The sequence below is a fragment of the Bowmanella yangjiangensis genome, from assembly GCF_018531185.1.
GTDB lineage: Bacteria > Pseudomonadota > Gammaproteobacteria > Enterobacterales > Alteromonadaceae > Bowmanella > Bowmanella yangjiangensis.
Genome location: NZ_JAHDJU010000002.1, coordinates 972364 through 984713 on the forward strand (window position 1 = coordinate 972364; position 12350 = coordinate 984713).

Annotated in this window: 14 protein-coding genes; 5 read left to right on the forward strand and 9 right to left on the reverse strand. The window is 50.2% G+C overall.

What is annotated here, in order from left to right; genetic code table 11:
- Nucleotides 1-182: 182 nt before the first annotated feature.
- A complete protein-coding gene (locus KJY73_RS13715) occupies nucleotides 183-764 on the reverse strand; it encodes a TetR/AcrR family transcriptional regulator (protein WP_214344279.1) in 582 nt (193 codons plus the stop codon).
- A gap of 118 nt (nucleotides 765-882) precedes the next feature.
- Here KJY73_RS13715 and KJY73_RS13720 point away from each other — a divergent pair, with 118 nt between their 5' ends.
- Nucleotides 883-1926 (forward strand): alkene reductase, encoded by a 1044-nt coding sequence (locus tag KJY73_RS13720; RefSeq protein WP_214344280.1) that lies wholly within the window; start codon nucleotides 883-885, stop codon nucleotides 1924-1926.
- Between the two features lie 118 nt (nucleotides 1927-2044).
- On the forward strand, nucleotides 2045-2536 hold the full coding sequence (locus KJY73_RS13725) for a TlpA family protein disulfide reductase (RefSeq protein WP_214344281.1): 492 nt from the start codon (nucleotides 2045-2047) through the stop codon (nucleotides 2534-2536).
- Nucleotides 2537-2616: 80 nt separating this feature from the next.
- Here the strand turns inward: KJY73_RS13725 and KJY73_RS13730 are convergent, their stop codons facing one another.
- Together KJY73_RS13730 and KJY73_RS13735 are read right to left on the reverse strand one after the other, a co-directional pair.
- The gene (locus KJY73_RS13730; RefSeq protein ID WP_214344282.1) at nucleotides 2617-3372 is read right to left on the reverse strand and encodes a DUF4097 family beta strand repeat-containing protein; all 756 of its coding nucleotides are present in this window, start codon (nucleotides 3370-3372) and stop codon (nucleotides 2617-2619) included.
- A 108-nt stretch (nucleotides 3373-3480) separates the two neighbouring features.
- Nucleotides 3481-3978 (reverse strand): DUF1203 domain-containing protein, encoded by a 498-nt coding sequence (locus KJY73_RS13735; RefSeq protein WP_214344283.1) that lies wholly within the window; start codon nucleotides 3976-3978, stop codon nucleotides 3481-3483.
- A gap of 200 nt (nucleotides 3979-4178) precedes the next feature.
- Here KJY73_RS13735 and KJY73_RS13740 point away from each other — a divergent pair, with 200 nt between their 5' ends.
- Both KJY73_RS13740 and KJY73_RS13745 read left to right on the forward strand, forming a co-directional pair.
- On the forward strand, nucleotides 4179-5030 hold the full coding sequence (locus tag KJY73_RS13740; protein WP_214344284.1) for a bifunctional transcriptional activator/DNA repair enzyme AdaA: 852 nt from the start codon (nucleotides 4179-4181) through the stop codon (nucleotides 5028-5030).
- Nucleotides 5020-5736, forward strand: coding sequence for a 2OG-Fe(II) oxygenase (locus KJY73_RS13745; protein WP_214344285.1), 717 nt, complete (start codon nucleotides 5020-5022; stop codon nucleotides 5734-5736). Before KJY73_RS13740 ends, KJY73_RS13745 begins: the two co-directional genes overlap by 11 nt.
- Nucleotides 5737-5810: 74 nt before the next feature.
- Here KJY73_RS13745 and nspC read toward each other — a convergent pair whose 3' ends face one another.
- From nspC to KJY73_RS13760, 3 genes are all read right to left on the reverse strand, one after another.
- The gene (gene nspC, locus KJY73_RS13750) at nucleotides 5811-6947 is read right to left on the reverse strand and encodes a carboxynorspermidine decarboxylase (RefSeq protein WP_214344286.1); all 1137 of its coding nucleotides are present in this window, start codon (nucleotides 6945-6947) and stop codon (nucleotides 5811-5813) included.
- 101 nt (nucleotides 6948-7048) lie between these two features.
- Nucleotides 7049-8248, reverse strand: coding sequence for a saccharopine dehydrogenase family protein (locus KJY73_RS13755; RefSeq protein WP_102797935.1), 1200 nt, complete (start codon nucleotides 8246-8248; stop codon nucleotides 7049-7051).
- Between the two features lie 410 nt (nucleotides 8249-8658).
- Nucleotides 8659-9042 (reverse strand): YciI family protein, encoded by a 384-nt coding sequence (locus KJY73_RS13760; RefSeq protein WP_214344287.1) that lies wholly within the window; start codon nucleotides 9040-9042, stop codon nucleotides 8659-8661.
- Between the two features lie 233 nt (nucleotides 9043-9275).
- Here KJY73_RS13760 and KJY73_RS13765 point away from each other — a divergent pair, with 233 nt between their 5' ends.
- Nucleotides 9276-9929: a LiaF domain-containing protein gene (locus KJY73_RS13765; RefSeq protein ID WP_214344288.1), complete on the forward strand. Its 654-nt coding sequence runs from the start codon at nucleotides 9276-9278 to the stop codon at nucleotides 9927-9929.
- A gap of 173 nt (nucleotides 9930-10102) precedes the next feature.
- On the opposite strand, the gene KJY73_RS13770 is transcribed toward KJY73_RS13765, so the two are convergent.
- From KJY73_RS13770 to KJY73_RS13780, 3 genes are all read right to left on the reverse strand, one after another.
- Nucleotides 10103-10336, reverse strand: a complete 234-nt coding sequence (locus tag KJY73_RS13770) for a helix-turn-helix transcriptional regulator (RefSeq protein WP_214344289.1) — start codon at nucleotides 10334-10336, stop codon at nucleotides 10103-10105.
- Entirely contained in the window at nucleotides 10336-10809 is a 474-nt protein-coding gene (locus tag KJY73_RS13775; protein WP_214344290.1) for a hypothetical protein, read from the reverse strand. Before KJY73_RS13775 ends, KJY73_RS13770 begins: the two co-directional genes overlap by 1 nt.
- 146 nt (nucleotides 10810-10955) lie before the next feature.
- A complete protein-coding gene (locus KJY73_RS13780; RefSeq protein WP_214344291.1) occupies nucleotides 10956-12308 on the reverse strand; it encodes an MATE family efflux transporter in 1353 nt (450 codons plus the stop codon).
- Nucleotides 12309-12350 lie beyond the last annotated feature (42 nt).

The following is a 12350-nucleotide window of genomic DNA, read 5'->3' on the forward strand; positions in this document are numbered from 1 at the left end:
ACCACGAAGATCCGAAGAATACGAAGAGTGGGTAGTCATCCATTAAATCAAGCACTTGCCTATAGCCTGGAAAGCGATATCACTTAACTTGAGAATTCCATCCCCGACAAATGTCTCACAAGTTGATACCGCCCTTGTTTGTCAGGAAAAGACCATATCTTTGAAAATGCGAGCCCATACTGCTACTGACAAATACTCAAATAAAGCTGGTCGGCTAGCTGCTGTAGCACCTCGCGCTGCGGATGGGTTTGCGCGTAGGTTCTAAGGCCATAGATACCCATAACCAGATAACGGGCAAGCACTTCTGGGTTTTTACTTGCGGCCAGTTCGCCCTGGTCTTTGGCGCGTTGAATTTGCGCCTCTAAGGCCGCCTGCCAAGACTCCAGACTGGTGCTCAGCTCGGCTTGTAATTCTGCATCCTGGTCGGCCATTTCATTAAGTGCCTTAACCAAAAAACAGGCGCGGCTGCTGTCACAGCTGTGGCATTCATTAACCAGTTCATCAAGATAGTGTTTAAGGCAAGGTAAAACCGGTGCATCGCTTGGAAACGTCGCCGCAAACTGAGCGTCTCTGTCCTCTTTGTACTGCTCCACCGCTGCTACCAGTAAGCCGCGCTTATTACCAAAGGCACAATAAATAGAGCCGGGGTGTAAGCCGGTTGCCTTGGTCAGATCCTGCATGCTGGTTTTGCCATAGCCTTTATTTAGAAAAGCTTTCAGGGCACTTCTTAATACCTGTTCACGATCAAATTCAGCCTGGCGCATCTTCATCTCCTCTATCGGGGCGATTATATATCTATATTTGAGCGTTTGTTCAAAAAAGTTCTTGAGTGATCGTTCAAGAATGTCTATCTTGAATGCTCATTCAAAATAGGAGCCCGTTATGTCGGACATTCTTTTTCATCCTTTTCGTCTCAATGCCCAGCTTGAGCTAAACAACCGCATTCTGATGGCGCCGTTAACCCGCTGTATGGCCGACGATGACCTGGTGCCTACTGCTGATATGGCCGCTTACTATGCACGCCGTGCCGATGCAGGCCTGATTATCAGTGAGGCGACCATTATTCGTCCCGACGGCCAGGGTTATCCCAATACGCCGGGGTTGTATAGCGCGGCACAGATTGAGGGCTGGAAGCAGGTCACCGGTGCCGTGCATCGTGCTGGCGGTAAGATATTTGCACAGCTTTGGCATACCGGCCGGGTGGCACATCCGCATTTCTTTGGTGGCGGTGATGTATTAGCGCCCTCGGCTGAAAAAGTTGAAGGCACAGTGCCCCGTCGTCGTGACCTGACTTATGTCACACCTAAGCCCGCCAGTGTGGAAGAAATACACCAGTTAGTCGAAGACTATACTCAAGCCGCCGCCAATGCCATTGAAGCCGGATTCGATGGGGTGGAAATTCATGGTGCTAACGGCTATCTGATTGACCAGTTTCTGCATTACGATAGCAACAAGCGCACGGATGAATACGGTGGCACGCCAGAAAATATGAGTCGCTTTGCACTGGAAGTCACTGACGCTATTGCTGCGCGTATCGGCTGGGAGAAAACCGCCCTTAGAATCTCGCCAGGGGCCTATTTTAATATGCAAGGTGATGCCCGTGACCGTCAGGTATTCGATTACCTGCTGAGCGAGCTGCAAAACCGGGCACTTGCCTATCTGCATATCGGCATTTTTGATGACAGCATGGAGTTTGACTATCTGGACGGTCGTGCCTCAGCCTATGTGCGTCAGCGTTACAACAAAACTCTGGTGGGGGTTGGCGGTTTTAGTGCACAGGGCGCCGCCCAAGCGATAGCCGATGATAAGTTTGACCTAATTGCTATCGGCCGTCCTTTTATAGCCAATCCTGATTATGTAGCTAAGGTGCGTAAGCAGGAGGACCTTGTCGAATACCGAGATGATATGCTGGCTACCCTGGTCTGAGGGCTAACAGCGGCGTTCGCTGAAAAATCACGCGTATAGGCCCTGTTGCAGCACAACAGGGCTTTTCCCCTTTGTCTAAATTGGGTATGGTGAGCGTCCTTTTTCGCAAGGACAGAAAATGAAAGTTCAGTTTATTGCCCCCCTGCTGTTAGTACTGAGTGGATGTGTGATAAGCGGTCAGGATACCGCTTCCCAACCCCTGAATACTTCAACACCGCCTGTTGAAAATCCGGCACCCACATCGCGCTCTGAGCTGCTGGCAGACCCGGATTTTCGTGCCGAGTATCAGGCTTATACCCCCAGCAGAGATGAACTGCGGAAGATGGCAGCATTGCGTGGTAAAGGCGTATTAGTGTTTTATGGGAGCTGGTGCCATGACAGTAAGCGCGAAGTACCCAGACTACTGAAACTATTGGATGAGTCTCAGGTTAACCCAGCGTGGTTACAACTGGTGCCGGTCGATAGGAACAAGCAAGAGCCCACGGGTTTGTATAAGCAATACAAGTTGCGATATACCCCAACCATTATCGTGCTGGACCAGGGGGTAGAAACTCATCGTATGGTCGAACGCCCCAAACGTAGTATGGCGTCGGATCTCACCGGTTTATAACGTATTTTGAGCACAGTGCTCTTGTGGCAAAAAACACAAAGCCAGCGCTATGCCAGCTTTGCGTGCCAGAGGTCTCTAAGTTAACGTTCTCTTATATTGCTCAGTTCTACGTCCCCTGAGCCATCACGTTTTAGAACAAAACGCTGAGCGTCGTTGACCTCGATATCACCACTGCCGTCTTCGACCTCCACCAGGCCAGTGACCTTGTCCACTTCTATATCCCCGGAGCTGTCAAACAGCCTGATATCGCCTTGAACATCCTGGATCCAGATACCGCCCGACGCATCTACCAAGTGGATGTCACCCTGAATTTCACTTATGCGCACTTCACCTGATGCATCCTTTGCTTCGATTGAACCTGCTACCTGAGTGATATGGATGTCACCTGAACCATCATTGATATGCATCTCACCGCCAATCCGACTGACTCGCATGTCGCCGGAACCATCTTGTATCTTTACCGCGGCTTTAATGTCACTTACCTGCATGTCACCAGAACCATCCGCAATATCCAGCATTAGGTTGGCTGGCATTCGCACAACCACATCAATATAGGCATTGCTGATGTGTGGATTGGTTTGGGCGATTAACCGGGCAGTACCTTTCTCGGCGGCCAGGGTGAGTTGGTAGTTCTCTGCCTCCAGAGGCTCACCGGAATGATATCTGGCCTTGGCTTCGACCTGAATTTGGCTCAGACCAGCCTCGCCCTTAACTTGCAAGTCGCCGCTGCCCGCTTCAATTTTAAATTGATGCAGACCTTGGGTATCGAGTTGCAGTGTTTGAGCAAAGCAAAACGGGCTAAGTAATGACAAGCCGAGCAACCATTGTTTGTTCATTGTTGTTCCTTTTTGTGCACTTTGATACTTAGTCGGTAACGAATAGACAAAGGTTTAAATTGCTTAAAAGATTCTACCCGCATTTTTATTAAACTATATCGTCAGCCGTTATCCACCAGACAACTCATTGGCAGCCGCTGCACGTGACACGGTTGCCAAAAAACAGCCGTGGGTTGGCGAGTGTAGATGCAGATAGGCAATATCGGGATTGTTAAGTAACCGCTCGATACACAACCTCAGTTCCTGTTCACCCTGCACCATTTCACCGGCCTTAATGTGGTGGTGTTTAGACAAACCCCGCACTGCAACTCGTTTAAGATTAAACATCTCAGGAATTTGCCCTACGTTAAATTGGCCCGTGCGTTGGCCTTCACGGATATAGATGGCGTGACTCGAACGATAGGGGCTATCGACATCCAGATGGGCGTAGTTTAGCAACAGCACTCGCTCTCCGGGTTCTGGCAAGGTGAGGCTAACGCGGCAGGGAAAACCGGCTGGGCGTTCCACAATGTCGGTGAAAATCCCATGTTTGGCTAGCTCCTGATCACTTAGGCCATAAAAAGGAACAAACTGTTGGTGGTCCAGCGCATGAAATTGAAAACTCATAAGTAAAATCCTTATTGGACAGAAAGAGCACTAAGCCTAATCAGGCAAAGCTACCTAGACGATCCGGTTCTTGTGCTTTCACGCTTTGGCATTTTCTTGCATCGAAGCCTGCTCAGGAGGACTAATACCGCAAGAACCGGACAGCGATTTTCCTGTTGGTGCGATAGCCTTTAGACTGTGGTTATTCACTGAGGTGGTATATGACAGAAGCAACCGACAACAGGGTTTTACAGGTGGCAGGCTATATTGAAGCGCATGCCGAACAGCCCTTATCTTTGGCTGAACTGGCGGAGCGTGCGGCCTTAAGTAGTTTTCACTTTCAGCGCAGTTTTAAAGCCTTGCTGGGCGTTACCCCAAAACAGTTTCAACACGCCGTACGTTTGCAAAAACTCAGGCAGTCTTTGCAACAAGGCGATGCCGTGTTGGATGCCATTTATGCGGCGGGCTTTGGTTCAAGCAGCCGGGTGTATGAGAAACTACCAGAGAATTTGGGGGTGACTCCCTCGGTATTGCGTCAGGGCGGTAAAGGACTGGAAATCTATTTTGCGCTAAGAGAAACCCGCTTTGGTCATTTGCTTATGGCTGCAACCGATCGCGGGGTGTGTTGTGTGCAGTTGGCTGACAGCTTCACGGAGTTACTTGAAGCCTTACATCAAAGCTTTCCCAATGCTGAGCTTATGACAACACCCGATAGCATGGACACTGAGCTGGATAAATGGATGGCTGCCCTGGAGGCTTTTTTACAGCACGGCGGGCCGCAGCCGCAGGTGCCGGTGCAACTCTTTGGTACCGCGTTTCAAACCCGGGTTTGGCAATTTTTAACCCGTATTGGTTGTGGTCAGCATCTTAGCTACAAGGAGGTGGCACAAGGAATCGGTGCGCCTAGCGCGCATCGTGCTGTGGCTAACGCTTGCGGTGCGAACAAACTGGCCGTACTCATACCTTGCCACCGGGTATTGCGCGGCGATGGCAGTTTGGGTGGTTATCGCTGGGGTGAGCAACGCAAACGTGCCTTGCTGGCCATGGAAGAAGGACTGGCCTGTGAACATTGATACATTGCAAGGTCTGTCTGCCGCCAAACCCTTAGCCTTGTTAGACGCGGACTTAGTGGCGCATAACTACAGCGTCATGCCGGTACAGCTGGATGCGGGAACGTGCCAGACGCTGTCTGCCTGGTTTGATGAACGGCAGAGGTTTCGCAATGAAGTACGGATGGAAAAGCATGGCTTTGGTCGCGGCCGTTATCGCTATTTTGCCTATCCGCTGCCCACTGCTATAAAGCAACTGCGGGAGGGGTTTTATGCGCAACTGGCACCGCTGGCTAACTTGTGGGCAGAGCGGTTAGGGTTAGATGTTGATTGGCCTCCGACACTGAATGAATTTCTGGCCAGCAACCACCGCGCGGGCCAAACCAAGGCAACGCCTTTGATGCTGGATTATGGGCCAGGCGATTATAACTGCCTGCATCAGGACAAATACGGCGAGCACTATTTTCCCTTTCAGGTACTGATTTTACTTAGCCAGCCGGGACAGGATTTTCATGGCGGGGAATTTATGTTGGTGGAGAATCAGCCGCGTAAACAAAGTAGCGGCATAGTAGTGCCACTGCAGCAGGGGCAGGCCGTGGTGTTTCCTAATAGTCTGAGCCTGGTGTCCGCTAATCTGGGCTTTAAGCGTGGTCAGCTGCGCCATGGTGTGAGTAAAGTTCTGCAAGGAAACAGACGTAGCCTGGGGCTGATATTTCACGATGCGTTGTAAGTTGAATTCTTCTTGCGTTGCGTCCCCGCTATAAAAAAGCCCTGCTTAGCAGGGCCTTTACTGAGGTTAATTACTCAGGACAACTTATCGCGAAAATCTTCATAGTCGAATTTCCGCACCAGCTTAAAGCTGCCGTCTTTTTGCAAAATACCAATGGAAGGATGCTCCACCCCGTTAAAAAAGGTGGTTTTGACCATAGTATAGTGAATCATATCTTCAAAAATAATGCGTTCACCGATTTGCAGCTCGTGATCGAAGCTATACAGATCAATCACATCGCCTGCCAGGCAGGAATTACCGCCAAGCTTATAGGTAAAGGCTTTTTCCTGGGGCAGACCGGCGCCGCGAATGGCCGGGCGGTAGGGCATTTCCAGCACATCTGGCATATGCGCAGTGGCGGAGATATCCAAAATAGCGATAGGGCCTTCGTTATGCACAATATCCACTACTTCGGCCACCAGAGGACCGGTTTGCCAGGCCACGGCTGAGCCTGGCTCCAGAATGATTTCCAGGTCGTATTTTTCACGGAAGGCTTTAAGTGTGGCAATCAAATGGTCCACATCATAGCCCTGGCGGGTCATCAAATGGCCGCCCCCTAAGTTCAGCCACTTAAGTTTGGGCAGGTATTTAGCAAAGCGCTGCTCTACGGCTTTCAATGTACGTTCGGCGGCAAAGGAGTCACATTCACATAAGTTGTGCACGTGGAAGCCTTCAATACCTGACAGGTCTACCCCTTCCAAATCCTTAGCCATAATCCCTAAGCGGGAACCAGGCGCGCTGGGATCATAGAGTTCAGTTTCTGCTTCACGATGCTCCGGGTTAATGCGTATACCCATAGAAATACCGGCAGCGGCCACCTGATCTTTATAGCGCTGATACTGACCCAGGCTATTAAAGGAAATATGGTTAACCAGCGTCACCAGCTCATCAATGTCAGCTTGCTTGTAGGCTGGGGAGTAAGCATGTACTTCCTTACCCATTTCATATTTAGCCAGCTTGGCTTCCCATACTGAACTGGCGGTACAACCTTGCAGATACTGCCCTACCAACGGGAAGGTGGACCACATGGAAAAACCTTTGAGAGCCAGGATGATATTCACCCCGGCTTCTTTCTGCACCCGCTCCATCAACTGCAGGTTGGCTTCTAGCCTGGCTTCCTCACACACATAGCATGGCGAGGGGATTTGTGGATTCATGATCGGATCGTTCAAGGCCGCATCCTCGGTTATGTTCTGTTCACTGACCAGTATTCGACTTTACATTAGGTTAGTCGACTAACTAAAAGGGCGAATAAATTCGCCCTTTTTAACCCTTACTTTTTAAATGGGCTGTCGCACTCAATCACATGCCAAGGCAGGCCGTGCTTGTTAAGCATGTCCATAAAGGGATCAGGATCGAACTGTTCCATGTTCCACACACCAGGTTTTTTCCAGGTGCCGTTTAGCATCAGGGCTGCGCCGATCATAGCTGGTACACCTGTGGTGTAGGACACTGCCTGTGCACCCACTTCTTCGTGGCAGGCATGGTGGTCACAGTTGTTGTAGATAAAGATAGTCTTCTCTTTACCATCTTTAATACCTGTGATGTAGGTACCGATACAGGTTTGACCTTCATAGCCTTCAGACAGTGAACCAGGGTTTGGCAGCACGGCTTTGAGGAATTCCAGTGGCACAATTTGCTGGCCCTGGAAGTCGATAGGCGCAATGCTGGTCATGCCGATCCCTTCCAGCACGCGCAGGTGGGTCAGATAGGCTTCACCGAAGGTCATCCAGAAACGCGCACGCTTCAGGGTAGGGAAGTGCTTAACCAAAGATTCCAGCTCTTCGTGGAACATCAGGTAAGAAGCACGAACACCGATATTCTGGTAATCCAGATCTTCACGTACTGACAACGGATCGGTTTCTTTCCACTCACCGTTTTCCCAGTAGCGGCCGCGCTGGGTGATTTCGCGGATATTGATTTCCGGGTTGAAGTTGGTGGCAAAGGCCTTACCGTGATCGCCGCCGTTACAGTCAACGATATCCAGATAGTGAATTTCGTCGAAATAGTGTTTGGCCGCGTAAGCGGTATAGACGTTGGTCACGCCTGGATCAAAACCGCTGCCCAGCAGTGCCATCAGGCCAGCTTTTTCAAAGCGCTCCTGATAAGCCCACTGCCAGGAATATTCAAACTTGGCTTCATCTTTGGGTTCGTAGTTAGCGGTATCCAGGTAATCCACGCCGGTTTCTAAACAGGCATCCATAATCGGCAGATCCTGATAAGGCAGGGCCAGGTTGACCACCAAATCGGGTTGTACCTTGCGAATAAGTTCGGCAACTTGTTTGGCATCGTCGGCGTCTACGGCGAATACGCCCTTGACCCGGTCAGCGCCACATTCCTGCTGCAGCGCTTCACATTTCGACACAGTGCGGCTGGCCAGATAAATTTCATCAAAATGCTCAGGTAAACGAGCACATTTTTTGACTGTTACGGTACTGACACCACCGGCGCCAATGATCAAAACGCGAGACATAGGGCATAATCCTCTAAAGTTGTGTTCCGGCGCCCTTGTTAGACGCCATCCTGCCAGTGGCAGAACCATTTTGAACAAGGTACGGGCCTGTTACCAGGCGAAAACCGCTGCATGCTATCAGCTATTTGCAAACTGGCAAGTATTACTGAGGCGATCCCTAGTCGGGGGCACACTGATTGCCTTTAGCACCTGCGTCTTGCCGTGAAATGCTAATAACCTGTGGCAGTCATTTCCCTGTCAGGCAGGGAGTAACCTTAGAATATCAGCACGCGGTCAGCAACAGATGACAAAAAGATGTCTGCCGTAAATGCCTGGGGAAACGAGCAACTAAGTTGTGCTGAGACGCCAGATACGCAGAGTACTGGCGGTCTTCTGCCTATCTGCACTTAGGCACCTGGCAACGTCCGGTTTTATTCAGGGGTTTCATTACTTCTGACCAGGGCACTGGCGGGTGTCGCATCCAAAGGGCGGATTTCATATTCCAGCCCACAAGCCATGCAGGGATTCTGAGCGGCCAATTTGGCGGCTTCATCTATGTTGTCTGCCAGAATAAACCAGTACCCGCCAATGATTTCTTTGGTTTCGGTGAATGGGCCGTCGGTTATGCCCTGACTGGATACTTTGCGGATCTGTGTGTCCAGCCGTGAGCCCGGACCAAAATGGCCCTTAGCCAGATTGTCTTCATACCAAAGATAAAATGCGTCGATAGCGCCTTGAATGTCTTCGGTTGATTGGTCCTTATGCCATTGCCCGCGGGACAGCAGTAGAAAGGTTTGCTTATTCTTAGCAGCCACAAGTCGTTCCCTAGTTGTGGATGTCTATCATCACTATGCCCTAATCGCCTTTGCTGTAAAAGCATAAAGGAATCACAGAAAGTGGTTTATTTGACCATTATTTGTGCCGAATAACCTTATGGCTCAGTTTGGGTTTTTGTAATCTTTTGATTAACAAGGAATTTACTTTTGGTGTGGGAATTGCTTGTTATCGCAGCGGTTTAAGTCATTTATTAGCCACAAGGATGCTAAATATGTCAGTCCCTTTGCAAGATCAACCCATAGAGCAAGTACGTGAACAGGTCATTGATAAGCTTATTTATAATTATGGGCAGGGGGTGTTGTCGCTTGAAGCCTTTGAGCGGCGCCTAGACATTGTGATGGAAAGCGCGGACGCGACTGAAATCGAAGCGCAGGCACAGGATTTACCACATCAGATTTCCAAGGAATATGAGCGCAGTCGTAGCAGTGCCTTTGATGTCACTTACGATGCAGGTCGGCGGACTGAAAAAGAAACCATTTTTAGTGTGCTGGGAGGCAGCACGCGAACCGGGGCGTGGGTTGTGCCCAGTGAGATCACCAGTGTCAGTATTATGGGAGGCTCTGAGCTGGATTTTAGTCAGGCAGTATTCACCAGTCAGCAAGTAACCATCAGAGTGTTTTGCCTGTTTGGTGGTGACAATATTTATGTGCCGGAAAACGTCAACGTGGTATCCCGAGCTTTCTGCATTCTCGGCGGTAACACCATAGATCTGCCCCCGGTCATACATAGGCGCCAAGTACCCACTATAGTGATTGAAGGGTTGGTCGTGTTTGGCGGTATTGACGTCAAAATAAAGCGCAGTATAAAGCAGCGCTTAGTTAACTTTGCGCGCAGTATGAAGCAAATGCTGAATGCCGAGAAGTAGTCGTATTGGTGGGCAGGAGAGCGATGCCGAGGCTGAAAATCTATTGGATGAAAGCCTGGCATCGAATCTCTTGTGTATTGCAACGAACACGGATTAGGGCTCGGCTTCTGCCAGGATAACCGCAGGTATCGCCATCTGCTTGGTTGTTCAGCCCCCACAGCTGTTTCTCTGGCTTACTCTTCGGCTCCCGCTGGCTGAAATTGAAATACGGCCTCGAGGGGCTGGTTAAAGACGCCCGCGATACGAAACGCCAGTTCCAGGGAGGGGGAATATTTGTTTGCTTCCAATGACATTATGGTTTGCCTGGTTACCCCCGCAGCTTTAGCCAGTTCGGCCTGAGTCATTTCGTTATGATCAAAACGTAAGCGGCGGATCTGGTTAGTGATATTGCCTTTATTCGCAGCCATCAAATACCCCTTCGATACATCACTAGTTGGCTTAGGTGTTTGGCGGTGGATGCAATTAACAGACAAAGCAAAAGAGCATGAGCGCAGACCAAGGGGGTAACCTGGCTGTAGGGCAACAGCTCGGATTCAAAACCCAGAGCGCTGAGCACCAAATGGCCGATGAGCAAGATTATTGCGCCGATCAGTACCCCGTAGCCTATGCCGTTCCCCCTAGCAGCAATAAATTTGTCTCTTTCATCAGCGGGCTCCTGATCACCCAGGCGCCAGTTTATCAGCCCGAATAACAATGCCGCCCCGATCACGGCAACAATAGTGATTTGTATAATAATGCCGGCCAGAGCTGCGCTAGGTGCTGCGAGACCATCGGGTACCGACGCCAGTTTGCTGAAATACAACACAGAAATAGCCAGATCCAGTGCCAGGGTCGCCAGTACATTCCACTCCCTGTTGGAAAAGTGACGTAGAAATTCCATCGCCTTACCTTGTTACGTTATTGGAGTGCAAAAAGTAGTCTAAAACTTTCGTAAGGTAAAGTATTTTTTACTTTTAGTAAAAAATACATTTTCTTTGGTTCGGTTTTTTATACATTCAAACTTGCCGCTGTACTATGTTCTTCGCGTTATAGACGGGCCTCCCGTGCATGGATATGCGAATGATGCCAACGCTGTTGTCGCCAGCGCCGGTAAAACAATAAGGCGCGCCCAGATTCATCTACCACCGCGGAAATCAGTAGCCCCAACAACCCCAACTTCAGCACAAAGGCCAACAGATAAGCCAAAGGCAGGGCAACCAGCCAGGTAAACAACAAACCCACAGCGGAGATATACCAGCCATCACCTGTGGCTCTAAGATTTAGGCCGGTCATAATATTCACTGTACGCCCAGGCTCAGACAAGCCAGCCAGCAAGAACCACCAGAATGCGCCAGCCAGTATCCATTCATCCTGAGTGTATAGCTGCATGATGGATTGGTTTAATGTAACCAATAAAGCCGCAGTCAGGCCGGTTCCCAGCAAGGCAATGCGAAGACTGCGGCGTAGTTGTTGATCCGCTTGTTGCAGCTTCCCAGCTCCGACTTTCTGAGTGACTAGAATTTGTGTCGCGGTTGTTAGCGCCACTGAGATAATTAAACCCAGCATAAAGGTGTTGAAGGTGTAGACCTTGGCCGCCAGCGCCAGTGCCCCCAGTTTTGCGGCCATGCTATTGAGCACCACCATATTGATGTCAAAAGACAAGGGTTCGATAGCGCTGGGGGCGGCAATCCGCAGCAGATTCTGAGTAACGTTAGAAAAATTCTGGGTGAATTGTGAGAGTGTTATCTTTAGGGGCACGTTAAAAGTGATAGCGGTGAGGCTGACCAACACCCCAAGGCTGGAGGCAATAACACTGGCCCAGGCTACCCCCGTGATGCCGTAATGGGGCAAGCCAAAGAGTTGATACACCACGATGGCATTGCCAGCCAGATTGGCCAGGAAGTACACCAAGTTGGCAAGCAAATTCCAGCCGGGTAAACCATGCATATTCAAGATAGAGTGGCAGACCCCTTTTACGGCCCAGACAATCACCAGCGTGGCGGCGATGTGCAGATAATCGTTGGCATTGGCGCCAATATCGCCATTTAGTCCCATAACGCTGGTGATCCAGGGCGTAGCGACATACAGCCCCAGCGCAATCAATATGCCAAGCAATATGGACCACAAGGCATAGATCCAAATGGTAGCCTTGGCTCTTTCGAGGTTACCGGCACCGAGGCGCTGATTGGCGATACTGGCCCCGGCAAATACAGTCACCCAGATAATATTTCCACACAGAAACAGCACAGGGGCCAGGGCACCGGCAGCGGAGGCTGCGGCGTCACTAAGTATGGCCAGAAACAGGGTATCCATTAACGGCACACTGAATTGTAAAGCCTGCTCGAGTAAAAGCGGCTTACTTAAGCCCCATAAACCTTGTTGTTGTGCTCTGGTATTCACATTGCCTCTTAAAAGCGGTTGCAACCCGGCTGGCGTTCAATA

Excerpts from the sequence above, each read along its gene's own strand:
- KJY73_RS13755 (WP_102797935.1), bottom strand. The coding sequence starts at position 8,248 with ATGTCTCGCGTTTTGATCATTGGCGCCGGTGGTGTCAGTACCGTAACA.
- KJY73_RS13720 (WP_214344280.1), top strand. The coding sequence starts at position 883 with ATGTCGGACATTCTTTTTCATCCTTTTCGTCTCAATGCCCAGCTTGAG.
- KJY73_RS13770 (WP_214344289.1), bottom strand. The coding sequence starts at position 10,336 with ATGGCTGCGAATAAAGGCAATATCACTAACCAGATCCGCCGCTTACGT.
- KJY73_RS13725 (WP_214344281.1), top strand. The coding sequence starts at position 2,045 with ATGAAAGTTCAGTTTATTGCCCCCCTGCTGTTAGTACTGAGTGGATGT.
- KJY73_RS13765 (WP_214344288.1), top strand. The coding sequence starts at position 9,276 with ATGTCAGTCCCTTTGCAAGATCAACCCATAGAGCAAGTACGTGAACAG.
- KJY73_RS13740 (WP_214344284.1), top strand. The coding sequence starts at position 4,179 with ATGACAGAAGCAACCGACAACAGGGTTTTACAGGTGGCAGGCTATATT.
- KJY73_RS13730 (WP_214344282.1), bottom strand. The coding sequence starts at position 3,372 with ATGAACAAACAATGGTTGCTCGGCTTGTCATTACTTAGCCCGTTTTGC.
- KJY73_RS13735 (WP_214344283.1), bottom strand. The coding sequence starts at position 3,978 with ATGAGTTTTCAATTTCATGCGCTGGACCACCAACAGTTTGTTCCTTTT.
- KJY73_RS13775 (WP_214344290.1), bottom strand. The coding sequence starts at position 10,809 with ATGGAATTTCTACGTCACTTTTCCAACAGGGAGTGGAATGTACTGGCG.
- KJY73_RS13715 (WP_214344279.1), bottom strand. The coding sequence starts at position 764 with ATGCGCCAGGCTGAATTTGATCGTGAACAGGTATTAAGAAGTGCCCTG.